The sequence below is a fragment of the Amycolatopsis sp. NPDC059027 genome (genome assembly GCF_042739735.1).
Taxonomy (GTDB): Bacteria; Actinomycetota; Actinomycetes; order Mycobacteriales; family Pseudonocardiaceae; genus Amycolatopsis.
In genome coordinates, this window is record NZ_JBHYIK010000018.1 from 40,423 (window position 1) to 64,812 (window position 24,390).

Here is a 24,390-nt window from a genome sequence, read left to right on the forward strand (position 1 = left end):
GGAATATCGGAGGTGCGGAACCACCGGAAAAACAGGAGTTCTCCACTGGAGGTGAGCACGATGAACGAAGTGTCGACGCGCCCTTGGACCCGCCCTCATGACTGGGCGGAGGTGGTCATCGGGGTCGTCGCCGCGCTTTCACCCCTTTGGCTGAGCACGAGCACCGGCGCGATGTGGACGATGATCGTTCTCGGTGCCCTGATCGCTCTCGACGGCCTCGCGTCGCTTGCCATGCCTGGCATGGTTTACGGCGAAGGCATCCAGATCGTGCTGGGCGTGTTGATGTTCCTCGCGCCCTGGGTGATCGGGTACACCGAGTTCAACGGGGCGTCCTGGACCTCGTGGGTCGCCGGTGTGCTGGTCGTGATCGCGGGCGCGGTCGCGATGCCGGTCGCACAGGCGGCGCACCGGATGGCCGGGTCACACTGAGCACTACGAAGGAGTAGTCATGAAGGACGACTCGGCGAAGGAGCGCATCCTGCGCGCGGCGGAAGCCCTCTTCGCCGAGTCGGGCTTCGACGCCACCCCGACCTCCCGCATCGCGGAGCGTGCCGGGGTGCCGAAGGGGCTCGTGCACTACTACTTCAAGCGCAAGGCCGACCTGCTCACCGCACTGGTCGCACGGCTGCCCGAGGAACGCATCGAGCCCGCCAACGTCGTCATCCCCGGGGACGTGGCGGGCAGCCTCGGCAGGCTGGTGCGGGAGCTGGACCGCCGGTTCACCGGCTCACGCGTGCTCTCGCACCTGTTGTGGCGCGAGGCCGACACCCACCACGCCGTGCGCGACGCGCTGCTGGAGCGGTTCCAGATTTTGGTGCGCCAGGTGCGCGCGGTGATCGTCACCGCCACCGGGGGCAGCCTGCCGATCGCCGACGTCGACAGCGCGTCCGGCCTGCTCGCCAGGGCCGTCACCCACCGCCACGCCACCGCGCGGCACGCCGACGTGCTGCCGTCCGATATGGACGCCGAGCTGAAGTTCATCGCGAACGCGCTGACTTCGCGCAACGGCGGCGCCCCGGCCTAGTGCGCGGAATCGGCGGCGGGCTCGACGAGTTCGACGAGCACGCCACCGGCGTCCTTCGGGTGCACGAAGTTGACGCGGCTGTTCGACGTCCCGCGCTTCGCCTCGGGGTAGAGCAGCCGTAGTCCCTGTGCCCGTAGCGCTTCGGCGGCAGCGTCCACATCGGACACCCGGTAGGCGAGCTGCTGCAGCCCCGGCCCGCTCTTGGCGAGGAACTTCCCGATCGCCGAGTCCTCCCGCAGCGGCGCCAGCAACTGGATCTGCGTTTCGGTGCCCGCGGTGCCGGGCGCGCGCAGCATCGCCTCGCGGACACCCTGCTCCTCGTTCACCTCCTCGTGCGCGACCTCCAGGCCGAAGTGCTCGGCGTGGAAGGCGATCGCGGCGTCGAGATCCGGCACCGCGATCCCCACGTGGTCGATGGCGGTGACAAAAGGCTTCAGGGCGTCAGTCATGCACAAGAGGATAGGGCTGGTAGGAGGGTGACAACGTTCGCGAACAGGCGTGCCCCGGCTCACACTGGCTGCATCAAGAAGCCGAACCCACGGGTATGGTCTTTTCGACCGCCCTCGCGCCGAAGCTTGGAGGACTGCCGTGTCCGGTTCCGTGATCCTGGGCGCCGCCCGTACGCCCATCGGGCGATTGCTCGGTTCCTTGAAGGACTTCTCGGGCGCGCAGCTGGGCGGGGTCGCGATCAAGGCCGCGCTGGAGCGCGCCGGTGTCGCCCCCGAAGCCGTGCAGTACACGATCATGGGCCAGGTGCTCACCGCGGGCGCGGGCCAGATCCCCGCGCGGCAGGCCGCCGTGGCCGCGGGCATCCCGATGGACGTGCCCGCGCTGACCGTCAACAAGGTGTGCCTGTCCGGCCTCGACGCGATCGCGCTGGCCGACCAGCTCATCCGGGCCGGGGAGTTCGACATCGTGGTCGCGGGTGGCCAGGAGTCGATGACCCAGGCGCCGCACCTGCTGGCGAAGTCCCGCTCCGGCTTCAAGTACGGCGACACCACGCTCGTCGACCACATGGCCCACGACGGCCTGTTCTGCGCCTTCGACCAGGTCGCCATGGGCGCCTCGACGGAGAAGTACAACAGCCGTTACGGCATCACCCGCGAGGCGCAGGACGCGTTCTCCGCGCGTTCGCACCAGCGCGCCGCCGCAGCGGCCGAGGCGGGCTACTTCGCCGACGAGATCGCGCCGGTGTCGATCCCGCAGCGTAAGGGCGACCCGATCCTGTTCTCCACCGACGAGGGTGTCCGAGCCGACACCACCGCCGAGGGCCTCGCCAAGCTGCGCCCGGCGTTCGCCTCCGACGGCACCATCACCGCGGGTTCGGCTTCGCAGATCTCCGACGGTGCCGCCGCCGTGGTCGTGGCGAGCAAGGCCAAGGCCGAGGAGCTGGGCCTGACTCCGCTGGCCGAGATCGGCGCGCACGGCGTCGTCGCCGGTCCGGACGCGAGCCTGCACGAGCAGCCGTCGAACGCGATCCTCGCCGCGCTGGCCAAGGAAAAACTGGCCGCCGACGCGCTCGACCTGATCGAGATCAACGAGGCCTTCGCCGCGGTCGGCCTGGTCTCCACCGAGAAGCTGGGTGTCGACGCGGACAAGGTCAACGTCAACGGCGGCGCGATCGCACTCGGGCACCCGATCGGTGCCTCGGGCGCGCGGCTGGCCGTGCACCTGATCCACGAGCTGGCACGCCGCGGCGGCGGGCTCGGCGCGGCCGCGCTGTGCGGTGGCGGCGGTCAGGGTGACGCGTTGCTGCTGCGGGTGCCGAAGGCCTAGTGGCTCTCGCTTTCGATCTCGACGAGCTGGTCGGCCGGGCCCGTGACGGGCAGCATCGCGCCGTCGCCCGGCTGATCTCGCTCGTCGCAGACACTGACACTGCCGCTAACCCGCGGGTCGCGGACGTCGCGCGGGCTTTGACGCCGTTCACCGGGAACGCGCGGATCGTCGGGCTCACCGGCCCGCCCGGTGTCGGCAAGTCGACATCGACGTCCGCGCTGCTCACGGCGTTGCGGGCGGCGGGAAAGCGCGTCGGCGTACTGGCGATCGACCCGTCATCGCCGTTCTCCGGCGGCGCTTTGCTCGGCGACCGGATCCGGATGACCGAGCACGCCACCGACCCCGGGGTGTTCATCCGCTCGATGGCCACCCGCGGGCATCTCGGCGGGCTGTCCTGGGCGACGCCGCAGGCGGTCCGGGTACTGGACGCGGCGGGGTTCGACGTCGTGCTGATCGAGACCGTCGGGGTTGGACAGTCCGAAGTGGACGTCGTGAAGCTCGCCGACACGACGGTGGTGCTGCTGGCGCCCGGGATGGGCGACGGGATCCAGGCGGCCAAGGCGGGCGTGCTGGAGATCGCGGACGTGTTCGTGGTCAACAAGGCCGACCGCGAGGGCGCCGACGCGACCGTGCACGATCTGAAGCAGATGATTTCCTTGGCACGCCGGGAAGTCCGCGGCCCGAGCTGGCGGCAGCCGATCGTGCCGACGGTGGCCTCGACCGGTCAGGGCGTCGACGACGTCGTCCACGCGCTGGACGCGCACCACGAATGGCTGGTGACGCACGGGGAGTTGCCGAGGCGCCGGGCGGCGCGGGCCAGGGAGGAGGTCGAGGCCATCGCGGTGCGGCGGCTGCGTGCCGAACTCGCCGATCTGCGCCACGGAGACCGGCTGGCCGGTCTCGCCGATCGCGTGGTCGCCCGCGAGCTGGACCCCTTCGCGGCGGCGGACGAGTTGGTCGAGGAGTTGCGGCGCTGACCCGACTTCCGGCGCTGTCCGTCGTGTTGTGACCCGCCCTATACTGCGTCCCTTCTTCTGTGACTGGGAGGCAGAGCGTGCAGAGGCTCACCAAGATCGTCGTGACAGTGCTGGGTTCCGGGCTGATGCTCGCGCTGGGCGCCCCGGTGGCGTCCGCGGCGGCGCCCCCGAAGGTCACGCATGGCCCGTGCCAGTACACCGAGACGCCGGACGATCCGGCCGTGCGCCCGGTCCCGCTGCCACCCGACCCCCGGCACACGCCGACCTGGGGGAAGCCTCGCGTCCGGCTCTCGACCAATCAGGGCACGATCGGGCTGACGCTGGACCGTGCGAAGGCACCGTGCACCGTGCAGAGCTTCCTGCACCTGACCACGCACCGGTTCTACGACCAGACGACGTGCCACCGGCTCACCGCGTACCCGACGTTGAAGGTGCTGCAGTGCGGTGACCCGAGCGGCACCGGCGAGGGCGGGCCGGGCTACAAGTACAAGGACGAACTGCCGACCGATCTGCCGCCCGCGCCCAGCGATCCGACCGGCGCGCGCAAGGTCTACGCGCGAGGCGTCCTCGCGATGGCCAACGCCGGACCGGCCACCAACGGCAGCCAGTTCTTCGTCGTCTACGGCGATTCCGCGCTGCGGCCGAACTACACGATCTTCGGCACGGTCGACGCTTCGGGGTTGGCCACGCTGGACAAGGTGGCCGCGGGCGGCATACAGCCGGACCCGAAGGCGCCTCCTGGCGGCCCGGCGCCCGTCGACGGGAAACCCGTGCTCACCACCGACATCCACCGCGCCCGCGTCACCTGCTGGTTCTGAGCCTCACCTTCAAGCTCAGGGCGTAACTTCCCACAGCGCTTCGACGAGCGCCTGCGTCGCGCCGCTGAACGCGTGCTTCGCCGCTGCGCCGTACCCGACGATCAACCCGCCAGGACGTCCGGGATCCATCCAGTAGCTCCCCAGCCCTTCGACGCCGATGGCGCGACGGCGGCAGGAGGCGAGGACCTCCATCTCGGTCGGGCCGTCCTCGGGCAGCATCAGCACCAGATGCAGCCCGGCCGAAATCCCGCGCGGGGTAACGGTTTCCGGCAGCGCGGCGAGCAGTTTGTCGCGCCGGGTCCGGTATTCGGTGCGGCGACGGCGGACCTGCCGGTCGTAACCGCCGGAGTCGATCAGCTCCGCCAGCGCCAGCTGGTGCAGGACCGGCGGCCGCGTGCCGCTGTCGAGCATGGCCGCGCGCACGGGTTCGACGAGCGAACGCGGCAGCACGAGCCAGGCCAGCCGCAACGCCGGGGCGAGTGTCTTGCTCGCGGTGCCCGCGTATACCACGCGTTCCGGCGAGAGTGCTTGCAACGCCCCGACCTGCTGGTTGTCGAAGCGGAATTCGCCGTCGTAGTCGTCTTCGAGGATGAACGCGCCGGATTCGCTCGCCCAGCGCGTCAACGCCGCCCGTCGGTGCGGCGCGAGCGTGACGCCCATCGGGTACTGGTGGGCCGCGGTCACCACCACGGCCGGACTGTCCACAGCGGACACGTCGATCCCGTGCTCGTCGACCTCCACCCCGACGACGCGGGGGCCGTTGGCCGCGGCGATGTCCCGGAAGAGGTACAGCGACGGGTTCTCGAACGCCATCTCGTCCGCGCCGCGTTGGTGCAGCACCTTCGCCAGCACCGCGAGCGCGTGCGAGTAGCCGTTGCACACCGCGATCCGTGCCGGATCGGCGAGCACGCCCCGGCTGCGCGCGAGGTAGCCGGCCAGGGTTTCGCGCAGCCGCGGCGCGCCGAGTTCGTTCGAGTACCCCAGCTCCGCCGCGGGCATTTCGTGCAACGCCCGCCGCGTCGCGGCCAGCCACTCCGCGCGGGGGAACGTCGTCAGATCGGGCCTGCCGGGCCGGAGATCCCAGCGTGGCGCGGGATCCCACGGCGCGGGCCGGGGAGCGGACTGCGGCAGCGCGCCCGCGGTCGCGACCCGCGTCGGCGCGCCCTGTGCCGTGCGCAGGTAGCCCTCGGCGGCGAGGTCGGCGTAGACGCGGGTGACGGTGCCGCGCGCGACGCCGAGGTCCTGCGCGAGCGCGCGTGTCGACGGGACCGCCGCGCCCGGCTGCCACCGGCCCTCGCGGATCGCCGTGCGGATCGCCCCGGCCAGCCCGGTGCGGCCCGTCTCGCGGCGCCATCCGAGGTGGACGTCTATTCCCGAACTGGACCACGAAACTGCCATGAGACTGGACCATACTCGTGGGCCAGTTGGGGCTAGCGTGAAGGCATGAGCAAGCGAATCGCACTGACGAAACAAGCCCCCGAGCTGTACCAGGCCATGTCGAACCTGCAGCAGGAGGTGGAGAAGGCGGCGGCCAACGCGGGGCTGGACCAGAAGCTCCTCGAACTGGTCAAGATGCGGGCCTCCCAGATCAACGGCTGCGCGTTCTGCCTCGACATGCACAGCAACGACGCCGTCCAGCTCGGCGAGTCGCCGCGGCGGCTGTTCGTGCTCGAAGGCTGGCGCGAAACCGATCTCTTCACCGAGCAGGAGCGCGCGGCGCTGGCGCTGACCGAGGCGATGACGACGATCTCGCAGACCAAGGAGGTCCCCGACGACGTCTACGCGGAGGCGACCCGGGTGTTCACCGAGGAGCAGTACCGCGTGGTGGCGTGGGAGATCATCGCGATCAACAGCTGGAACCGGGCCCAGGTCACCAGCCACGCGCCGCTGCCGAAGCGGGCCGCGTGACCGCGCGGACGCTGCGGGAGCTGCACGTTCCCGGTACGCCGCTGGTGCTCCCGAACGCCTGGGACGTGGACACCGCCAGGCTTGTCGAACAGGCCGGTTTCCCTGTGGTGGCAACGAGTTCCGTCGCGGTCGCGGCGGCACTCGGCTACCCGGACGGCGAGGCGGCCCCGGCGGAGGAGATGTTCGCCGCGGCCGCCAGGATCGCCCGCGCGGTGTCGGTTCCGGTCACCGTGGACGCTGAATCCGGGTACGGCCTTGCCGCGCCGGAACTGGCCGAGCGGCTGCTGGCCACCGGCGCGGTCGGCCTCAACTTCGAGGACACCGACCACTCGGCCGGGTCGCCGCGCCCGCTCGACGTCCAGGCCAAGCGTGTCGCGGACCTGCGCGCGGCGGCGGGGGACGCGCTGGTGATCAACGCGCGGGTCGACGTCTTCCTCGGCGCCGAGGACGAGAGCGCGGTGCTGGACGACGCGATCGCGCGGGGCAAGGCGTACCTGGCGGCCGGGGCGGACTGCGTCTACCCGATCCTGGTGCGCTCGCCCGATGTGCTGGGTGAGTTCGTCCGCGCGGTCACGCCCGGCGCGGTCAACGCGGCGGCCGTACCCGGTGGCCCGGATCTCGCCGCGCTCGCGAAACTGGGGGTAGCGCGGATTTCCCTGGGCGCCGGACTCTGGAAGCACACCCAGGCCCACATCCGGTCCGTCCTCACCGCCCTCTCCGCCGGAACGCTCCCTTACTGACCCGGGGAAGAAATGCCGTTAAGGCCACCTTACAGGCGTCAGACGCCCGTAAGGTGGCCTTAACGGCATGCTGGGACTTGGCCGGGGGCTGCGAGGAGGCGGGGTGGCGCGGCACCCCCTCGCGGCCCCCGGGGTTCAGTGGGCGACGGCCTTTTCGGCGCCTGCCCCGGTCAGCGAGCGGACCTCCATCTCGGCGTACTTCTTCTCGTCGTGTTCCTTCGACAGCACGGTGCCGAGCCAGCCGAGGAAGAACGCGATCGGGATCGACACCAGGCCCGGGTTGTCCAGCGGGAACCAGTGGAAGTCGACACCCTGGATCATCGACGCGCTCTTGCCCGTCTTCGGGTCGATCGGCTTCCCGGACACCGCCGGGGAGAAGACGATGAGCACGATCGTGACGATCAGGCCGCCGTAGATCGACCACAGCGCGCCCTGGGTGTTGAAGCGTTTCCAGAACAGCGAGTAGAGGATCGTCGGCAGGTTCGCCGACGCCGCGACCGCGAAGGCCAGCGCCACCAGGAACGCGACGTTCTGGCCGTTCGCCAGGATGCCGCCGACGATCGCCACCGCGCCGATCACCAGCGCGGTGATCCGGGCCACGCGCACCTCCGAACCCGGCGTCGCCTTGCCCTTCTTGACAACGCTGGCGTAGACGTCGTGGGCGAACGAGGCCGACGCGGTGATCGTCAGGCCCGCCACCACCGCCAGGATCGTCGCGAACGCGATCGCCGCGATCAGGCCCAGCAGCACCGGACCGCCGAGTTCGAGCGCGAGCAGCGGCGCCGCCGAGTTGACCCCGCCGGGCGCGGCCTTGATCTTGTCCGGGCCGACCAGCGCGCCCGCGCCGTAGCCGAGCACCAGCGTGAACAGGTAGAAGACGCCGATCAGCACGATCGCCCACACCACGGAACGCCGGGCCTCACGCGCGGTAGGCACCGTGTAGAAGCGCATCAGCACGTGCGGCAGGCCCGCGGTGCCCAGCACCAGCGCGATGCCGAGCGAGAAGAAGTCCAATTTGGACGTTCCCGTCGCGCCGTACTGCTTGCCCGGCCCGAGCAGCGCCTGCCCGGCCTTGCCGCCCTTGTCGACGGCGGCCTGCAGCAGGCTGGAGAAGTTGAAGCCGTACTTGCCGAGTACCCACAGCGTCATCGCCAGCGCGCCGATGATGAGCAGCGCGGCCTTGATGATCTGCACCCACGTGGTGCCCTTCATCCCGCCGATCAGCACGTACGCGATCATGATGACGCCGACCACGACGATCACCAGCGTCTGGCCGGTCTTGCCCTCGATGCCGAGCAGCAGCGCGACGAGACCGCCGGCGCCCGCCATCTGGGCGAGCAGGTAGAAGAACGACACGGCGAGCGTCGAGATCGCCGCCGCGGCCCGCACCGGACGCTGCCGCATCCGGAAGGCCAGAACGTCGCCCATGGTGAATTTCCCGGTGTTGCGCAACAACTCCGCGACGAGCAGCAGCGCGACCAGCCACGCGACCAGGAAGCCGATCGAATACAGGAATCCGTCGTAACCGTAGACCGCGATGGCGCCCGCGATACCGAGGAACGACGCCGCCGAGAGGTAGTCGCCGGAAATCGCGATACCGTTCTGCGGCCCGGTGAACGCGCGGCCGGCGGCGTAGTAGTCCGACGCCGTTTTGGTGTTACGGCTGGCGCGGAACACGATCACGAGCGTGATCAGCACGAACAGCGCGAAAATGCTGATGTTCAGGAGCGGGCTGCTGCCTTCGACGCTTGCGGCGAGCGTGGCGCTCATGCCTTCTCCTCCTCTTTTTCCAGGTCCGTGCGGATCTTTTCGGCCACCGGGTCGAGCTTCTTGTTGGCGTAGCGCACATACAGCCACGTGATCAGGAAGGTCGACACGAACTGCAGCAGCCCGAAGACGAGGCCGACGGTGATGTTGCCGAACAGCTTGGTGCTCATGAACCCGTGCGCGTAGTCGGCGAGCAGGACATAGAGCAGGTACCAGGCGAGGAACAACGCCGCCATCGGGAAGACGAAGCGGCGCAGGCGGCCGCGCAACTCCCGGAACTCCGCGCTTTCATGGGCCTTTTCCCAGACCGTGGCGTCCGGTGGCCCGCCGGTCACGTCGGTGTCTGTGGTGCTCATCGGCGTCTCCTCGCGGCACTGCGAATGTGGTGCGCGCCACGGTAGGGATCACCAGGTGAGGACGGAACCGTCAGCGGTTCAAACGCAAGCTCCGACGACGAACGGTTGACGAACGGCGCGTCGCCGGGGACGAACGGCGCTCGTGCAGATGCAATCGCAGCATCGCCGTCGTCGACCAGGAGGGCGGCCTGCCCCGCGAAGAGACCAGCATCATTACGCCGAATGCCGACGGTACCGACCAGAGTGCCGGTTGGGCCACCACGATCGCCACCCAGCCGTGCAGTTTGGGTCCGGCGAGGGTGAACAGGAACGAACCCGACGAGGCCAGCAGCCCGGCGAGCACCCCGGCGATCCCGCCCGCCGCGGTCAGCCGCGGCCACCAGATGCCGAGCACCAGCAGCGGGCAGAACGTCGACGCCGCCACGGTGAAGCCCCAGGTGACCAGCTCGCCCGCGCCGAAGCGCGCCGAGGGCAGCGCGAGCAGCACCATCACGCCCGCGACGACGACCACCGTCACCCGCAGCCGCCGCAGGCCGCCGGGCATGAGGTCGTAGGCGAGCGCCCCGGACATCACCAGCAGCAGGCCCAGCGACGTCGCGAGGAACGCCGCGAACGCGCCCGCGGTGAGCAGCGCGGTGAACAACTGCCCGGCCCATCCACTGTCCACTTGGGACGGGAGGGCGACGACGACGGTGTCGGTACCGCCGGACAGGTACAGCTGGGGCACCAGCACCCGGCCGAGCACGCCGTAGATCCCGGGGAACAGGTAGAAAACGCCGAGCAGCGCCACGGTGATCGCCGCGGTCCGGCGGGCGGCGCGGCCGTCCGGGCTGGTGTGGAAGCGCATCAGGACGTGCGGCAGGCCCATCGTGCCCAGCATGATCGCGATCAGGATCGACCAGGTGCTCAGCAGCGGGTAGCCCTGGTCGCCGAGGTCCAGCAGCGGCCGCTGCCAGTCACGGCCGCCCAGCGGCGCGACGCCCGGCACCGACGGCACGGGCGCTCCCGCGGCGAACGTCAGTTTGTCCTTGCTGCTCAAGGAAAGTTCGCCGGGCTGCAGGACGCGGGTGCCGCCGTCCTGCGTGCGCAGCGTTGTCGGCTCGGTGATCCGCAGCGTCGTGTCGATCTCGAACGAGACCGGGGTGTCGTGCTCGAACCGGGTGAATTCCACCGGATGCAGTGCCGCGTCCCGGTTCACCGCGCCCGCCTGCAGCACCAGCCAGATCGCCGGGACCAGGAACAGCAGCAGCTTCAGCACGAACTGGAACGCCTGCACGTACGTCGCCGCGCGCATCCCGCCGAGCGCGAGCGTCACGCTCACCGCCGTCCCGGCGATCACGACGCCGACCCAGTACGGCGTGCCGCCGACGGCCTTGAGCACCAGGCCGGCGGTGCGGAACTGGGGGAGGACGTAGATCGTGCCGATCACCAGGATGACCACGGCGGACAGCTTGCGCAGCGCGGGCGAGGCCAGCCGCGCCTCGGCGAAGTCCGGCACGGTGAGCGCGCCCGACCGCCGCATCGGCGCCGCGACCAGCACGAGCATCGCGATGTAGCCCGCGGTGAACCCGACCGGGTACCACAGCGCGCCGACCCCGTCCTTCACCACGAGTCCGGCGACGCCGAGGAAGGATGCCGCCGACAGGTACTCGCCGGACACCGCCGCCGAGTTCACCAGCGGCGAGACCCGGCGTGAGGCGACGAGGAAGTCCGACGTCGTCCGCATCGCCGCGACGCCCCGGATCCCGATCAGCAGCGTCACCGCCACCACCGGCGCGACGGCTAACGCGACCCCCACTCAGGTCTCCCCGGTCACGAGTCGTCCTCGAGGCGTTCGGCGCGGCGCAGCTGCCAGCGGGCGAGCAGGGCCATCGCCGGGTACGGCAGCACCGCGATCATCAGCCACGACAGCGGGATTCCCCACAACCGCACCGAATCCAGCCCGGGGAACACCGCGAACACCGCGGGCAGCCCGAGCAACAACGCGAAGATGAGCACCAGCGCCGGAATCCCGCGACGTCGCTGTGCCCGGTACAGCTCGCTCGCGCGCTGCGCGTCCGCCGCGCGCAGCCGGGGCTGCCGCCAGCGGCCCCGCGCCTGCCGCCGCGCGTGCGCGAGCCGGGTCTGCGGGCTGGTGACGGCGACCCGCCGGACGCGGCTCATCGCCGAGACCCGAGCTGACCGCGTTGCGCGGCTTCGAGCAGCCTGTCCCGCAGGTCGCGGGCGTGCCTGCGGCTGACAGGGACGTCCCCGGCCTCGGTGTGCGCGAGCAGGCCGCCGGTGGTGTCGCTGCGCAGCTCCAGCACCGCGTCGACGGCCAGCAGGAACCCGCGGTGCACCCGGCTGAACCCGGTGCCCTCCCAGTACTCCTCCAGCCGCGAGATCGGCATCCGCACCACGTGCACTCCGGCCTTCGTGTGCAGCCGGACGTAGTCGCCGTGTGCCTCTGCGAACAGGACGTCGTCGCGCCGCACGTACCGGGTCCGGCCGCCGGAGTCGACCGGCAGCGCGGCCATCGCGTCGGGAGCGGGACGCGAAGGCGCCGCCATGCGCGTCACCTTCGCCAGCGCGGCCGACAGCCGTTCGGCGCGGACCGGCTTGAGCAGGTAGTCGACCGCGCCGATGCCATACGCGGTGACCGCGTGCCCGTCGTGCGCGGTGACGAACACGATCACCGGCGGTTCGGACAGCTTCGCCAGCAACGAGGCCAGTTCCAGCCCGTCGAGGCCGGGCATGGAGATGTCGAGGAACACCGCGTCGAAGTGGTCCGCCTGAAGGAGTTTCAACGCCTTCAGCGCGTCTCCGGCACCGACGACCTCGCCGACTTCGGGCGCCTCGCGCAGCATCCGGCACAGCTCGTCGAGCGCGGGCGCCAGGTCGTCCACGGCGAGTACCCGCAGCCCGGTCACGGAAGCACCCCCGGCTGAAAGCGGGGTACACGCACGATCACCCGGGTGCCCGCGCCGATGGCGGTCTCCACGGTCAGCCCGTACCAGGCGCCGTAGACGTCGCGCAGCCGTCTGTCCACATTGGCCAGTCCGACGCCGCCGTCGGAGCCCTTGCCCGCCAGGATCTCCGCGGCCCGCTCCGGCGCCATCCCGACGCCGTCGTCCTCGACCGTGATCACGCAGTGGTTCCCTTCCGCCTGCCCGTCCACCTGGACGAGCCCGGTGCCCGAGCGCGGCTCGATCCCGTGCCGGATCGCGTTCTCCACCAACGGTTCCAGCACCAGGTACGGCACCGCGACGGCGAGCACCTCCGGCGCCACCCTGACCTGGACGCGCAGCCGCTCGCCGAGTACCGCCCGCTGCAGCGCCAGGTACGTCTCGACCGCGCGGAACTCCTCGGCGACGACGGTGTATTCGCCGTGCCGGGCGAGGCTGTAGCGCGTGTAGTCGGCGAAGTCGAGCATGAGGTCGCGGGCGCGGTCCGGGTCCGAACGCACCAGTGAGGCGATCACGGTCAGCGCGTTGTAGACGAAATGCGGTGACATCTCCGCGCGCAGCGCCCGCAGCTCGGCCTCCGCCGCCTGCTCCGCGGACGCCTCCAGCCTGCCCCGCTCCAGCGCCTGGACCACCAGGTCGGCGGCCTCGCGAGCCACGCTCGCCGGTACGTCGCCGACGACCAGCAGCGCGCCGGCGGGCTCGTCGTGGACGTGCAGCGGCAGGACGCGCAGCTCCGCGTCGGCCCCGGGCTGCTCGCTGCGCAGTGTCTCTTCGAGCAGCTTCGCGACGACGTCGTCCGAGCCGGGACGACCCGACCAGAGCAGCGAGCCGGAGAGGTCGGCCAGCCCGAGGCCCGGCACGCCGAACAGCCGTCGCAGGCCGTGGGCGGCCCTGCGGGCGTGGGCCCCGGCGAGGCCGTCCATCAGGTCGTGGGTGATCCGGCGCGATGCGGCGAGCACGGGCAGGGGATCGGCGGCCGAGGCCGCGCGTTTCGCCAGCACGGACGTCGGACCTCCCCTCGGTGCCGCTTCGGGACAGTTCGGGACAGCTCGGGACAGTGAGGAAGGAGAGTCTAACCGGGAGTGATGTCGAGAACGCCGATCCGGTTCCGTCATCCCCGCGAAAGTGCCACGATCGGCACCCGCACCCGAGGAGACCACCATGAAGCACGAAGACGTCGCGGCGGTACTGGCCAAGCCGATTTCCGAGGAGCTGCTGGGCTCGTCGATCCCGGCCCGGCTGGCCTACGTCGGACTGGACGGTGACCCGCGGGTCATTCCGATCGCGTTCCACTGGGACGGCGCGCGGATCATCGTGTGCACGCTGCCGAAGAGCGCGAAGGTGCGGGCGCTGGTGAGCAACCCCCGAGTCTCGCTCACCATCGACACCCAGAGTTGCCACCCGCCGCGTGTGCTGCTGATCCGCGGCGCGGCGAGCACCGAGCTGGTGGACGGGGTGCCGGAGGAATACGTGGCGGCCAGCCGCAAGCTGGTCCCGCCGGAGCAGTTCGAGGAGTGGTCGAACGGGGTGCACGCCCTCTACGACCAGATGGTCCGGATCACGATCACCCCGGACTGGGCGAAGCTCCTGGACTTCGAGACCACCATCCCGCAGTCCGTCGAAGACGTCATCCGCGCCCGCCAGTAGCCCGGCCCGGATGCCGTCAAGGCCACCTTACGGGCATCAGACGCCCGTAAGGTGGCCTTAACGGCATTTCAGCGACGCGGGATCAGCACTGCTGCTTGTAGAAGTACTGCGCGTTGGCGTCCATGTCCGCCTTGGTGATCGAGTGCAGGCCCGGCGTGAGGTTGCGGGTCACCGGCTTGCCTTCCAGCGCGTTCACCGCCTGCTGCACGCCCTGCTGGCCGATGGCCGCCGGGTCCTGCGCGATGAGCGCCTGGTACTCGCCCTTCTTCAGACCGTCCACTTCGGACGGGCTGGCGTCGAAGCCGACCAGGTTGACGGCCCCGACCTTGCCCGCGTTGCGCAGCCCGGTCGCCGCGCCCTCGCCGGTGTTCAGGTTGGTGGCGAAGATGCCCACCAGGTCGGGGGTGGACGACAGCGCCGCCGACACCTTCGACGCGGCCTGGTCCGGCTCGTTCTGGGTGAACTGCACCCCGGCCGACTTCAGGTTCGGGTGGTTCTTCAGCTCGTCCTCGAAGCCCTTGGCGCGGGCGTTCGTGGTCGAGGTCCCGGCGATGGTGTCGAGCACCAGCACCGAACCCTTCTTGTCGCCGAGCAGCTTCGCCAGCGTCTGCGCCGCCAGCTTGCCGCCCTCGACGCTGTCGGAGGAGACCGAGGACTCCGCCACGCTGGTGTCCTTCAGCGCGGTGTCCACCTCGACGATCTTCGAGCCGCGGCTCTTGACCTGCTGGATCGGCGCCAGCATCGCCTGCGCGTCGGTCGGCGCGATGAGCAGCCCGGCGGGCGGGTTCGAGCCCAGCGCGTTGACGATCTGGGTCTGCATGGCCGCGTCGAACTTCTGCGGCGCCTGCGTGGTCAGCTCGTAGCCGAGTTTCTTCGCCTCGGCCTGGGCACCGCACTGCATCGAGATGTAGAACGGCTCGGCCTGCACGCCGGGAACCAGCATGAGCTTCTTGTTGTTGGCGGGCTTGGAGTCACCGGAGCCGCTCTGGCCGACCTGGCCACCGCCGCACGCGGTCAGCAGGGCGGCGGCGGAGGCGAGCGCGCCGGCGGCGACGAGGGACTTTCTCAACTTCATCGTGGAGCACCTCTTTGTGCAGTAGGGAAAATTACCGGGAGTTGCGGCGACGCCGGCGCCGCTGGTCGAACCACACCGCCGCGATCAGCACCGCGCCGACCGCGATCATCTGCCAGAAGTCCTGGACGTGCGTGATGTTGAAGCCCTTCTTCAGCACGGCCGGGATGAACACGCCGATCACGGTGCCGAGGATCGACCCGACGCCGCCGAAGAGGCTCGTCCCGCCCATCACCGTCGCCGCGATGGCGTTCAGGTTGTCGGTGGTGTGCGCGGAGATCGTCGTCGACGCGTAGTACGCCAGCGAGAGGAAACCCGCGATCCCGGCGAGGAAGCCGGTCAGGGTGTACACCTTGAGCAGATGCGCGGTGACGCCGATGCCCGCCCGGCGCGCGCCCTCGGCGTTGGAGCCGACGGCGAAGGTGTAGCGCCCGAACTTCGTGGTGTGCAGCAGCCACGCGCCGATGAGCGTGATGACCACGGCCACCAGCACCAGGTTCGGCACGCCGCCGAAAGACGTCCCGTAGCCGAGGGTCTTGTTCAGCTCGGTCGGCACGCTGCGCACGTCGGACCCGTTGTTCAGCAGGTACGCCGCGCCGAGCGCCGCGCCCATGGTGCCGAGCGTGACGATCAGCGGCGGGATGTTCGCCACCGCGATGAGGAACCCGTTGATCAGGCCCCACACCGTGCCCGCCACGACCGCGGCGAGCAGGCCGACCAGGATGACGCCCCAGCCCGCGTGGCTCGCGTCGCCGCCGGAAAGCGCTTCCATCGTCTTCCCGGCCACCATGCCCGCGAAGATCAGCACCGAGCCGACCGACAGGTCGATGCCCGAGGTGATGATCACGAACGTCATGCCGACCGAGAGCACCAGCAGCACCGAGGTCTCGATGAGCAGCGTCTGGAAGGTGAACAGCGTGGCGAACTCGGCGGGCGCGATCGCGGTGAACACCACGATCAGCGCGAGCAGCACCAGCGCGATCCAGAACGTGTTGGCCCCGACCAGTCGCTTGCCCAGCGGCAGTTTGCCGAAGCCCGCGTCCGGCGTGGTCTGGATGTCCGGGTCCTTCTGAGCGGGGGTTGTCACGGTCATGCCGCCTCTTCCTGTACCAAGGCGCCGGTCATCGCGGCGACCAGGTCTTCCAGCTTCGTGTCGGCCCCGGTGAAGCGCGCGACGCGCTTGCCGAGCCGCAGCACCTCGATCCGGTCCGACACCGACAGCACCTCGGGCATGTTGTGGCTGATCAGCACGACCGCGATGCCCTTGTCCCGCACCTTCTTGACCACGTCGAGCACGCGTTCCCGCTGCACGACGCCGAGTGCGGCGGTCGGCTCGTCCATGAACACGACCTTCGAGGCCCACACCACCGAGCGCGCCACGGCGACGCTCTGCCGCTGGCCACCGGACAGCGAACCGATCGGCACGTCGGTGCTCTGCAACGTCACGCCGAGCCGCTTGAACTCCTCGACCGCCTGACGGCGCATCTCCGCCTTGTCCAGCATCCCGAGCTTGCCGAGGATGCCCTTGCGGTGGATCTCCCTGCCCAGGAACAGGTTCGCGGCCGGGTCGAGCTCCGGCGCGACCGCGAGGTCCTGGTACACCGTCTCGATGCCCATGCGCCGCGCGGTGGTCGGCGAGTCGAGGTGGATCTCGGCGCCGTCGAGCAGGATCTTGCCCGACGTCGGCTGTTCCGCCCCGGACAGGCATTTGACCAAAGTGGACTTCCCGGCGCCGTTGTCGCCGATCAGTGCGGTGACCTCGCCCGCGCGGGCCTGGAACGAGGCCCCGCGCAGTGCCTCGACCGAGCCGTAGGACTTTGTCAGATTCTGTGCGTCCAGCAGGATTTCGCTCACGCCTGTGACCTCCTCTCCGGAACCGGCGGACGGCAGCGGATGAGCGACAGGTCACCCTCCACAGTCGACTGCCCGGCGTCGTGCGGGACGACGTACGTCTCGCCCTTGTTCAGCGTGTATTCGCCGCCGTGCTCGGTGCGCAGCACGCCGGTGCCTTCCATGACCACCAGCACCGCGAACGACGGGTCCAGTGACAACGTTGTCGACAGCTCAGTCGCGTTAGGACGGAGCCGGTCGGCGCGGAAGAAGGCGTCCGAGCCGTCGGCCAGCAGGTCCACAGTGGACGAGCTGTCCGAGCCGGTGTGCTTGACGATGCTCGTGAGCCGTTCGTCGTCCCAGCCGGTGGTGTCCAGCGTTTCGATGGCGGTGTCGAAGCCGAGGCCGAGGTGGCCCTTCTCCGGGTTCGCCAGGAAGTCCCGCCATTCCAGTGTCAGCGAGAAGTCGGTCGGCTGCTGCAACTCGACCACGAACACGCCTTCGCCGATCGCGTGCGGCAGCCCGGCCGGGATGTAGACCGTGTCGCCCGCGGTGACCGGGATGCTGTTCAACGCGCCGAGCATGCTGGGCGCGTCCTGCTCGCGGGTCCACTCGGCGACGGTCTGCTTGCTCACCGTCTCCTTGAAGCCCGGGTACACGCGCGGGTCGTCGCCGTAGGTGCCGACCACGATCCACGCCTCGGTCTTGCCGAAGTGCGAGTCGAAGTGCCGCCGCGCGAACGCGTCGGTCGGGTGGAAGTGCACCGGCAGCCGCTGCCCGGCGTCGAGCAGCTTGACCAGCAGGCCGGTCGAATCACCCATCGCCTCGACGTGCTTGGCACCGAGCCAGGCGACCGGGTTCTCGCGGACCGCGTCCCGCAGCCAGACGCCGCTGGGCAGCTTCGTCAGGCCGTGGGTCTCCTGCCCGAACATCGTGGTGGCGGAGGCGACCCAGTCCTCCGGGCCGAACTTGGTGTCCGAAGTAGACGCTCCGCGTAAAGCCGCGATGGCGTCGCCGCCGCGGTAGAACTGCGGTGGCTGATTGGCCGGGAGACCGACGGGTTCGAGGTGGGCGCTCACTTCGGCGCCACCTCCCCGGAGCCACGGGCGACTAGATGCACGGGCAGGACTACCTTTCTGGGGGCGGTGGGATCTCCTTGGACACGGGCGAACAGCAGTTCGGCCGCCGCGTGCCCGAGCGCGCCGACGTCGTGCGCGATGACGGTGACCGGCGGGTCGAGAAGATCCGCCAGCTCGAAGTCGTCGAAGCTGACCATCGCCGGGCGGTGTTCGGCGTGGGCGAGCGCGCGCAGCAGGTGCACGGCGACGCGGTTGTTCCCGGCGATGACAGCGGTGGCCGCCGAAGGCCCGGTCAGCAGTGCGCGGACAGCCTCGCCGATGCGTTCCGGCGTCGGTGTGCCCATCGCGACGAGGCTCTCGTCGTAGGGGATCCCGTTGCGCACACAGCCTTCCCGGAAGCCGCGCAGGCGCTCGGCCGCGGTGAAGATGTCCGGGCTGTCGGCGAGGAAGGCGATCCGGCGGTGGCCGTGTTTCGCGAGGTGCGTGACGGCTTCGACGGTGCCACCGAGGTTGTCGACGAGCACGGTGTCGGCCACGATGTCGCCTGCCGGGCGGTCGAGGAACACCACGGGGGTGCCCGCGCGCATCTCCGGCACGAGGTAGCCGTGCTGCATCCCGGCGGGCACGATCAAGATCCCGTCGACCCGGCGCGCGCAGAACTCCAGCGCCAGTTCCCGCTCCCGATCGGAGTTCTCCTCCGACGAGCCGGTGAGCACCTGGCGGCCGAAGGAGGTCGCGATGCGCTCGACAGCCCGGTTCAGCTCGGAGTAGAACGGGTTGCCGACGTCCTCGACGATCAGGCCGATGGTGCCGGTGGTCGACCCGCGGCGCAGGTTGCGCGCGCCGAGGTTGCGCCGGAAACCGAGCTGCTCGATCGCGGCCATGACGCGTTCGGCGGTGTCCGGGTGGACGGCCGGTTCGTCGTTGACGACCCGCGAGACGGTCTTGATGCTGACGCCCGCGAGCCGGGCCACATCGCTCATCGTGGCTCGTCTGCTGGTGGTGCGGTGGCCGGATTCCGGGCCACCGGGCGACAACGTTGTCATAGTGGCAGGATTCGACATCACGACGGCGGTCCGTGTCAATACCCGAATCGATAAAGTAGACATTTTTCCGGGTCGAAACGTTACGACGGACGGATGATCAGCGTGTCTTGAAACAGACAGGCTGCGCCGTGAGCCTTGACGTTCTCGTGAGCACTTCCCCATCGTTGCCCGCATCGACGGTGTGCGCGACAAGGTTGTCACCCCCCACGCTCTCGGTTCTCAAGACGACACGGTCGCGCCTGGAGTAGGAGAGGCGATGGCGATGGCGCGAGCGCGCTTCAGAGCCGGGCTGGTGTTGCTGACGACGGCCGTGACGGCCGCGGTGGCACCCGCGATCCCCGCCGCGGCGGCGAACACTGCGGCTGCTGTCCAAGACCCCGCCAAGTGGGTCAACACGTTCGTCGGGACCCGCCCCGGCGGCCAGGACCACGGCACCGGCGGCGGCGCCGGGAACACCTTCCCCGGCGCGGTGTCGCCGTTCGGGATGGTGCAGTGGAGCCCGGACACCGTGAAAGCCCAGCACGGCGGCTATTTCTATGACGACAACGCGTTGAAGGGCTTCAGCCTGACGCACCTCTCGGGCGCGGGCTGCTCGACGTACGAGGACATCCCGTTCATCCCGTTCGTCGGCGAGGTCACCACCTCGCCCGCGACCGACCCCGGCCGTTACACCTCGAAGTTCTCCCATGCCAACGAACACACCAGCCCCGGCCGTTACGACGTCACCCTCGACAGCGGTGCGAAGGTCGAGCTGAGCACCACCCAGCGCACCGGCTCGGGCCGGTTCACCTACCCGGCGGGTGCCTCCTCGACCCTGCTGCTCAACACCTCCGGCTCGGTCATGGGCACCGACGACGCCTCGATCACCATCGGCAAGGACACCATCAGCGGCTGGGCCACCAGCGGCCGCTTCTGCGGGGCCAAGGACAGCTACCGGGTGTACTTCTCGGCGAAGTTCGACACCCCGTTCGCCTCGATCGGGACGTGGAAGAACGGCGCGGTGACGCCGGGCAAGGCCGCCGAGACCGGGGGAGCGCAGCCGAAGGTGGCGCGGCCCAACGGTGACAAGGCGACACTCGCGCGCGCGGCGTCGATCGCGCCGCAGGACACGACCGTGAGTGGTCCGGGCAGCGGCGGGTACGTCACCTTCGACAACCTCGCGGGCGCGCAGGTGAACGTCCAAGTAGGACTGTCCTTTGTGTCCGTCGATGGCGCCAAGGCGAACCTGAAGGCGGAGAACACCAAGCGGTCCTTCGACGACGTCGCCAAGTCGGCGCGCAAGGCATGGAACGACCAGCTCGGCAAGATCGCCGTCGAAGGCGGTTCGGACGCCGACACCTCGACGTTCTACACCTCGCTGTACCACTCGCTGATCCAGCCGAACGTCTTCTCCGATGTGGACGGTAGCTATCCCGGTTTCGACGGCCGGATCCACAAGGCCGAACGCGGCCACGCGATGTACACGAACTTCTCCGGCTGGGACATCTACCGTTCGGAGATCCCGCTGCTGGCGACGATCGCGCCGAAGGAGACCTCGGATATCGTCCGCTCGATGATGGCCTACGCCGAGCAGGGCGGCTCGTGGGACCGCTGGACGGTCGCGAACGACTACACCGGCGTGATGAACGGCGACCCCTACCACATCATCGTGTCCAGCGCGTACGCCTTCGGTGCCCGTGACTTCGACGCGAAGAAAGCGTTGCTGCTCATGATCAAGGGCGCGACGCAGCCGACGCAGGGCTACACCGAACGGCCGGGTCTCGAGGACTACCAGAAGCTCGGCTACGTGCCCGGCGCGGGTGCCGACACCCTCGAATACACCAGCGCCGACTTCTCGATCGCGCAGCTCGCGCGGCGGCTCGGCGACAGCGCGACGTACCAGACGTTCATGAAGCGCGCGCAGAACTGGCAGAACCTCTACAACCCGGGCAGCGGACACCTCCAGCCGCGCGGTGCGGACGGCTCGTTCTCCGGGAACTACAACCCGTCCAGCTCGCAGGGCTGGGTCGAGGGCAACGGCGCGCAGTACGACTGGATGGTGCCCTACGACCTCGGCGGGCTGGTGACCGCGTTCGGCGGGAACAAGGCCGTGGAGTCCCGTTTGGACACCTTCTTCACCAAGCTGAACGCGGGAACCCATGAGCCGTATGCCTTCCTGGGCAACGAACCGAACTCGAACGCGCCGTGGGTGTACTCCTACGCGGGGGCTCCCGCCAAGACGCAGTCCATCGTGCGCCGCGCGATGACCGACCTGTACAACCCGAAGCCGGAAGGCTTGGTCGGCAACGACGACCTCGGCCAGATGTCCTCGTGGTACGTCTGGGCCGCGCTCGGCATCTACCCGGAGATCCCGGGCCGCGCCGAGACGCTGCTGAACACCCCGCTGTTCCCCAAGGCGACGCTGACCACCGGCGCGGGCAAGAAGATCACCGTCAGCGGGCAGGGTTCGGGCACGTACGTCGCGGGCCTGAAGGTCAACGGCACCGACGTCGGCAAGGCCTGGCTGCCCGAGGCGCTGATCTCGACCGGTGGCAAGCTCGACTTCGCGCTCTCGGCGACGCCGACCGCGTGGGGGAGTGCCACCGCGGACGCGCCGCCGTCCTTCCGTGACCAGGAGAAGCCCAGTCTGTCGTTTGTGGACCCGGCACGCGTGGTGACTCCGGCGGGCACGACGGCCAAGGCGTCGGTGGGTGTGCAGGATCTTTCCGGCACCGCGCGGAAGTGGACCTGGACAGCGTCCTCTGTGGACGGTGTCACGGTGTCGCCGGCGTCCGGCAGTGTTGACGTCCCCGCGGCGGGCAAGGCGCGCGCGGACATCACGGTGAGCGTCCCGGCGGGTACGTCCGACGGCGCTCGCCGGATCCCGGTGACGTTCTCCTCGCCGGGCCTGGCGAACACCCAGGCGACGCTCACGGTGCTCGTCGCGCAGCCGGGCAGCTGGCTCGCGACGGTGAACAACGCCGGGATCTCGCCGGACGCCAAGCCCGAGGCGGCGAACTTCGACGGCGGAGGCTGGAGCTACTCGGCCGACGCGCTGGCCGCCGCTGGGGCGAAGCCGGGCGCCGCGATCACGGTCGACGGGCTCAAGTTCACCTGGCCGTCGGCCGCGGTCGGCGACCCGGACAACATCGCCGCGTCCGGGCAGACCCTGAACGTCTCGGGCTCGGGCCGGTTGTCGCTGCTGGGCGCGGCGGCGAACGGGAACGCGTCGGGGACGCTGACGATCACCTACACCGATGGCAGCAAGGGAAGTGCGAACATCGGCTTTTCGGATTGGACGCTCGGCGGCGGCGCGAACCAGCCCGCGTACGGCAACCGCGTCGTGCTGTCCACGCCGTACCGCAACACGGCGGGCAGTACCCCGCAACAGATCCGCACGATGGTGTTCGCCACCGCGCCGATCACGCTGGACGCCGGAAAGACCGTCGCCAGCGTTACCTTCCCGGCCACGACGTCCGGCGGCGAACTGCACGTGTTCGCCGTCGCCGTCGGCTGACACAGTTTCCATCTGACACATTCAAGGGCGTCCTCGCCGGTTTTTCACGACCGGTGAGGACGCCCTCGGCGTAGGGCCCCATCGCCCGTTTGGCCGGTTGCGTGTGCCGTTCGCGGGGTTACCTTGGTCACATCCGGGGGCCACGGGGAGGTGGGGGGCTTGACCGTCATGACCGCGGCGGACGCGCGACCACTGAACTTCCCGAACGTCGAGAGTGTCGTGGCGGGATTCCTCCAGGGACGCCAGGAACTGTCCGGCGTGCCGATCGGCTCGGTGCTGCCACCGGGATTCAACGGCACTCAGCGGGCGGTCGTGCTCACCCGGCTCGGTGGCGTCTTCGTCGACGACGACCAGCTCGACAACGCCGAAGTCCGCATCGATTCCTACGGCCCGGACAAGATCGCCGCGCACGCGCTCGCGTGCGTGGTGCGCGGCGTGCTGCCGTTGCTGACCCGGGCGGCTCTCGGGGCGAGCGATCTCGCCGAAATCCAGGGCCCGTGCTTTTCGGTCGACCGAAGGCACTCAGACGCGAACCGGTACCTGATGAAGTACCGGTTCGTCCTCGAGGTGTACCCAAGACCGGCCTGACCATGGGCCGGGCGGCGCAGCAGGAGGCTGCCATGCCAGGACTGAACGCCAACGAGATCCGCGTCGCGGGGACCGGCTCGATCTTCGTGGCACCGGCGCACACGCCGGCACCGGCCGATTTCACCAAGAGCTGGGACGCGCCGTGGGTCAACCTCGGCTACACCTCCGCCGACGGGGTCAAGTTCGTCAAGAAGGACAAGCTCGATCCGGTCGACACCTGGCAGAGCGTCGCCTCGATCCGGTACGTCTTCAGCGACCGGGACCTCTCGGTGAAGTTCTCGCTGCTGCAGCTCAACGCCGACACGCTGCCGTTCTTCTTCGCCTCACCCAGTCCGGCCACACCGAACGTCTACGAGATCGCCGCCGCGCCCCGGGTCGACGAACGCGCGCTGGGCATCGAATTCAGCGACGGCCCGACGGTCCGGCACCGCTTCTACATCCCGCGCGGGGTCGTCACCGAAACCGAGGAAACCGCGGTGACCAGGACGGCGGCGATCAAGCTCGGCGTCACCTTCACCGCGCTCACCCCGATCAACGCGCGGTTCGAGCCACTGGCGCAGTGGTCCATGAACCAGACGGCGCCGACCGCCGCGACGGCGGAAACCGAAGAACAGCACGCCTGAACGGCCGGAGGGGACATCGATGGCGAAGTACAACGTCAACGCGGCGAGAGCCCAGCGGCTCGAAGCGCTGGGCGAGCACTGGGAGTTCGAACTCGACGGCGTCACCTTCGCACTGCCGACCGAACTGCCGCGCGACGCGGTGACCCGGCTGGCCACGCTCGACGCGTCCGATTTGGACGGTCTGCTGCAGGTGCTGCTCGGCGACGAGCAGTTCAAACGACTCGACGAGCACGCGCTGAGCGTGCAGGACATCCAGGCGCTGCTGGAGGCGTACGGCCGCGACACCGGTATGGCGCTGGGGGAATCCTCGGCCTCGACGCGCTCCTGAGCGAGCACGGCGAGGCCGTGGAAGCCGACCTCCTCCGGTTCTACCGGGTGGACCTGCTCGACTACTACCGCGGCAGGCTCTCACCCCGGCGGCTGCGGGTGCTGATCAAGCACCTGCCCCGCGAATCCGCGCTGGTGCGCGCGGTGCACGGGGAGACGGCCGACTGGGGCCTCACCGAGCACCTGCTGGCCGGCGCCATCGACGAACTGGCCGTGGGCAACTGGCTGTTCGTCTCGGCGAACTCCGACGAGCACGCCGACCCGCCGGAGCGGCCGCGTCCGGTGCCGCGCCCCGGCGTCGAGACCGAGCCGGAACCGGCCGCGACCCCGGACCAGATCGCCGCTTTCTTCGGTGTGCCAAGGAGGTGACC

Annotated in this window: 26 protein-coding genes; 13 read left to right on the forward strand and 13 right to left on the reverse strand. The window is 69.8% G+C overall.

Features of this window, described 5'->3' with window-relative positions:
* Window positions 1-60: 60 nt before the first annotated feature.
* Together ACFWY9_RS14810 and ACFWY9_RS14815 are read left to right on the forward strand one after the other, a co-directional pair.
* On the forward strand, window positions 61-429 hold the full coding sequence (locus ACFWY9_RS14810; RefSeq protein WP_378330983.1) for an SPW repeat protein: 369 nt from the start codon (window positions 61-63) through the stop codon (window positions 427-429).
* A 19-nt stretch (window positions 430-448) separates the two neighbouring features.
* On the forward strand, window positions 449-1,024 hold the full coding sequence (locus tag ACFWY9_RS14815; protein ID WP_378330984.1) for a TetR/AcrR family transcriptional regulator: 576 nt from the start codon (window positions 449-451) through the stop codon (window positions 1,022-1,024).
* On the opposite strand, the gene mce is transcribed toward ACFWY9_RS14815, so the two are convergent.
* Window positions 1,021-1,473: a methylmalonyl-CoA epimerase gene (gene mce / locus ACFWY9_RS14820; protein WP_378330985.1), complete on the reverse strand. Its 453-nt coding sequence runs from the start codon at window positions 1,471-1,473 to the stop codon at window positions 1,021-1,023. The genes ACFWY9_RS14815 and mce overlap by 4 nt on opposite strands.
* 139 nt (window positions 1,474-1,612) lie before the next feature.
* Here mce and ACFWY9_RS14825 point away from each other — a divergent pair, with 139 nt between their 5' ends.
* From ACFWY9_RS14825 to ACFWY9_RS14835, 3 genes are all read left to right on the forward strand, one after another.
* Window positions 1,613-2,800, forward strand: a complete 1,188-nt coding sequence (locus ACFWY9_RS14825) for an acetyl-CoA C-acetyltransferase (RefSeq protein WP_378330986.1) — start codon at window positions 1,613-1,615, stop codon at window positions 2,798-2,800.
* On the forward strand, window positions 2,800-3,777 hold the full coding sequence (gene meaB, locus ACFWY9_RS14830) for a methylmalonyl Co-A mutase-associated GTPase MeaB (RefSeq protein ID WP_378330987.1): 978 nt from the start codon (window positions 2,800-2,802) through the stop codon (window positions 3,775-3,777). Before ACFWY9_RS14825 ends, meaB begins: the two co-directional genes overlap by 1 nt.
* Window positions 3,778-3,902: 125 nt before the next feature.
* Window positions 3,903-4,595 carry a peptidylprolyl isomerase gene (locus ACFWY9_RS14835; protein WP_378330993.1) on the forward strand — a complete coding sequence of 231 codons (693 nt, stop codon included), beginning with the start codon at window positions 3,903-3,905 and terminating at the stop codon, window positions 4,593-4,595.
* A 15-nt stretch (window positions 4,596-4,610) separates the two neighbouring features.
* Here the strand turns inward: ACFWY9_RS14835 and ACFWY9_RS14840 are convergent, their stop codons facing one another.
* Complete coding sequence (locus ACFWY9_RS14840; RefSeq protein WP_378330988.1) at window positions 4,611-5,993, reverse strand: PLP-dependent aminotransferase family protein; 1,383 nt, start codon at window positions 5,991-5,993, stop codon at window positions 4,611-4,613.
* 45 nt (window positions 5,994-6,038) lie between these two features.
* On the opposite strand from ACFWY9_RS14840, the gene ACFWY9_RS14845 reads away from it, so the two are divergent.
* A complete protein-coding gene (locus ACFWY9_RS14845; RefSeq protein ID WP_378330989.1) occupies window positions 6,039-6,503 on the forward strand; it encodes a carboxymuconolactone decarboxylase family protein in 465 nt (154 codons plus the stop codon).
* The gene (locus tag ACFWY9_RS14850) at window positions 6,500-7,243 is read left to right on the forward strand and encodes an isocitrate lyase/phosphoenolpyruvate mutase family protein (RefSeq protein WP_378330990.1); all 744 of its coding nucleotides are present in this window, start codon (window positions 6,500-6,502) and stop codon (window positions 7,241-7,243) included. The genes ACFWY9_RS14845 and ACFWY9_RS14850 overlap by 4 nt, the downstream gene beginning before the upstream one ends.
* Window positions 7,244-7,378: 135 nt before the next feature.
* Here the strand turns inward: ACFWY9_RS14850 and ACFWY9_RS14855 are convergent, their stop codons facing one another.
* The 6 genes from ACFWY9_RS14855 to ACFWY9_RS14880 form a co-directional block, all read right to left on the reverse strand.
* The gene (locus ACFWY9_RS14855) at window positions 7,379-9,013 is read right to left on the reverse strand and encodes a cation acetate symporter (protein WP_378331093.1); all 1,635 of its coding nucleotides are present in this window, start codon (window positions 9,011-9,013) and stop codon (window positions 7,379-7,381) included.
* On the reverse strand, window positions 9,010-9,366 hold the full coding sequence (locus tag ACFWY9_RS14860; RefSeq protein ID WP_378331094.1) for a DUF485 domain-containing protein: 357 nt from the start codon (window positions 9,364-9,366) through the stop codon (window positions 9,010-9,012). Before ACFWY9_RS14860 ends, ACFWY9_RS14855 begins: the two co-directional genes overlap by 4 nt.
* Window positions 9,367-9,436: 70 nt before the next feature.
* A complete protein-coding gene (locus ACFWY9_RS14865; protein WP_378331095.1) occupies window positions 9,437-11,164 on the reverse strand; it encodes a cation acetate symporter in 1,728 nt (575 codons plus the stop codon).
* Between the two features lie 14 nt (window positions 11,165-11,178).
* Window positions 11,179-11,529: a hypothetical protein gene (locus ACFWY9_RS14870; RefSeq protein WP_378331096.1), complete on the reverse strand. Its 351-nt coding sequence runs from the start codon at window positions 11,527-11,529 to the stop codon at window positions 11,179-11,181.
* Window positions 11,526-12,275 (reverse strand): LytR/AlgR family response regulator transcription factor, encoded by a 750-nt coding sequence (locus ACFWY9_RS14875; RefSeq protein WP_378331097.1) that lies wholly within the window; start codon window positions 12,273-12,275, stop codon window positions 11,526-11,528. Before ACFWY9_RS14875 ends, ACFWY9_RS14870 begins: the two co-directional genes overlap by 4 nt.
* A complete protein-coding gene (locus ACFWY9_RS14880) occupies window positions 12,272-13,309 on the reverse strand; it encodes a sensor histidine kinase (protein WP_378339096.1) in 1,038 nt (345 codons plus the stop codon). The genes ACFWY9_RS14875 and ACFWY9_RS14880 overlap by 4 nt, the downstream gene beginning before the upstream one ends.
* A 163-nt stretch (window positions 13,310-13,472) precedes the next feature.
* Between ACFWY9_RS14880 and ACFWY9_RS14885 the strand changes: the two genes are divergently transcribed.
* On the forward strand, window positions 13,473-13,958 hold the full coding sequence (locus ACFWY9_RS14885; protein WP_378331098.1) for a pyridoxamine 5'-phosphate oxidase family protein: 486 nt from the start codon (window positions 13,473-13,475) through the stop codon (window positions 13,956-13,958).
* An 82-nt stretch (window positions 13,959-14,040) separates the two neighbouring features.
* Here the strand turns inward: ACFWY9_RS14885 and ACFWY9_RS14890 are convergent, their stop codons facing one another.
* The 5 genes from ACFWY9_RS14890 to ACFWY9_RS14910 are packed head-to-tail and all read right to left on the reverse strand — an operon-like array spanning window position 14,041 to window position 18,922.
* A complete protein-coding gene (locus ACFWY9_RS14890; protein WP_378331099.1) occupies window positions 14,041-15,033 on the reverse strand; it encodes an ABC transporter substrate-binding protein in 993 nt (330 codons plus the stop codon).
* A 31-nt stretch (window positions 15,034-15,064) separates the two neighbouring features.
* Window positions 15,065-16,123, reverse strand: coding sequence for an ABC transporter permease (locus ACFWY9_RS14895; RefSeq protein ID WP_378339057.1), 1,059 nt, complete (start codon window positions 16,121-16,123; stop codon window positions 15,065-15,067).
* A complete protein-coding gene (locus tag ACFWY9_RS14900; RefSeq protein WP_378339058.1) occupies window positions 16,120-16,884 on the reverse strand; it encodes an ATP-binding cassette domain-containing protein in 765 nt (254 codons plus the stop codon). The genes ACFWY9_RS14895 and ACFWY9_RS14900 overlap by 4 nt, the downstream gene beginning before the upstream one ends.
* Window positions 16,881-17,939: a class I mannose-6-phosphate isomerase gene (locus ACFWY9_RS14905; protein WP_378339059.1), complete on the reverse strand. Its 1,059-nt coding sequence runs from the start codon at window positions 17,937-17,939 to the stop codon at window positions 16,881-16,883. The genes ACFWY9_RS14900 and ACFWY9_RS14905 overlap by 4 nt, the downstream gene beginning before the upstream one ends.
* Complete coding sequence (locus ACFWY9_RS14910) at window positions 17,936-18,922, reverse strand: LacI family DNA-binding transcriptional regulator (RefSeq protein WP_378331103.1); 987 nt, start codon at window positions 18,920-18,922, stop codon at window positions 17,936-17,938. Before ACFWY9_RS14910 ends, ACFWY9_RS14905 begins: the two co-directional genes overlap by 4 nt.
* A 319-nt stretch (window positions 18,923-19,241) precedes the next feature.
* On the opposite strand from ACFWY9_RS14910, the gene ACFWY9_RS14915 reads away from it, so the two are divergent.
* The 5 genes from ACFWY9_RS14915 to ACFWY9_RS14935 all read left to right on the forward strand — a co-directional run bounded on the left by ACFWY9_RS14915 (window position 19,242) and on the right by ACFWY9_RS14935 (window position 24,388).
* Complete coding sequence (locus tag ACFWY9_RS14915; protein ID WP_378331104.1) at window positions 19,242-22,481, forward strand: GH92 family glycosyl hydrolase; 3,240 nt, start codon at window positions 19,242-19,244, stop codon at window positions 22,479-22,481.
* Window positions 22,482-22,640: 159 nt separating this feature from the next.
* Window positions 22,641-23,069 (forward strand): hypothetical protein, encoded by a 429-nt coding sequence (locus tag ACFWY9_RS14920; protein ID WP_378331105.1) that lies wholly within the window; start codon window positions 22,641-22,643, stop codon window positions 23,067-23,069.
* A 32-nt stretch (window positions 23,070-23,101) separates the two neighbouring features.
* Entirely contained in the window at window positions 23,102-23,692 is a 591-nt protein-coding gene (locus ACFWY9_RS14925) for a phage tail protein (protein ID WP_378331106.1), read from the forward strand.
* A 19-nt stretch (window positions 23,693-23,711) separates the two neighbouring features.
* Window positions 23,712-24,020 (forward strand): hypothetical protein, encoded by a 309-nt coding sequence (locus ACFWY9_RS14930; protein WP_378331107.1) that lies wholly within the window; start codon window positions 23,712-23,714, stop codon window positions 24,018-24,020.
* Window positions 24,021-24,037: 17 nt separating this feature from the next.
* Entirely contained in the window at window positions 24,038-24,388 is a 351-nt protein-coding gene (locus tag ACFWY9_RS14935) for a hypothetical protein (protein WP_378331108.1), read from the forward strand.
* The last annotated feature ends 2 nt before the right edge of the window (window positions 24,389-24,390 follow it).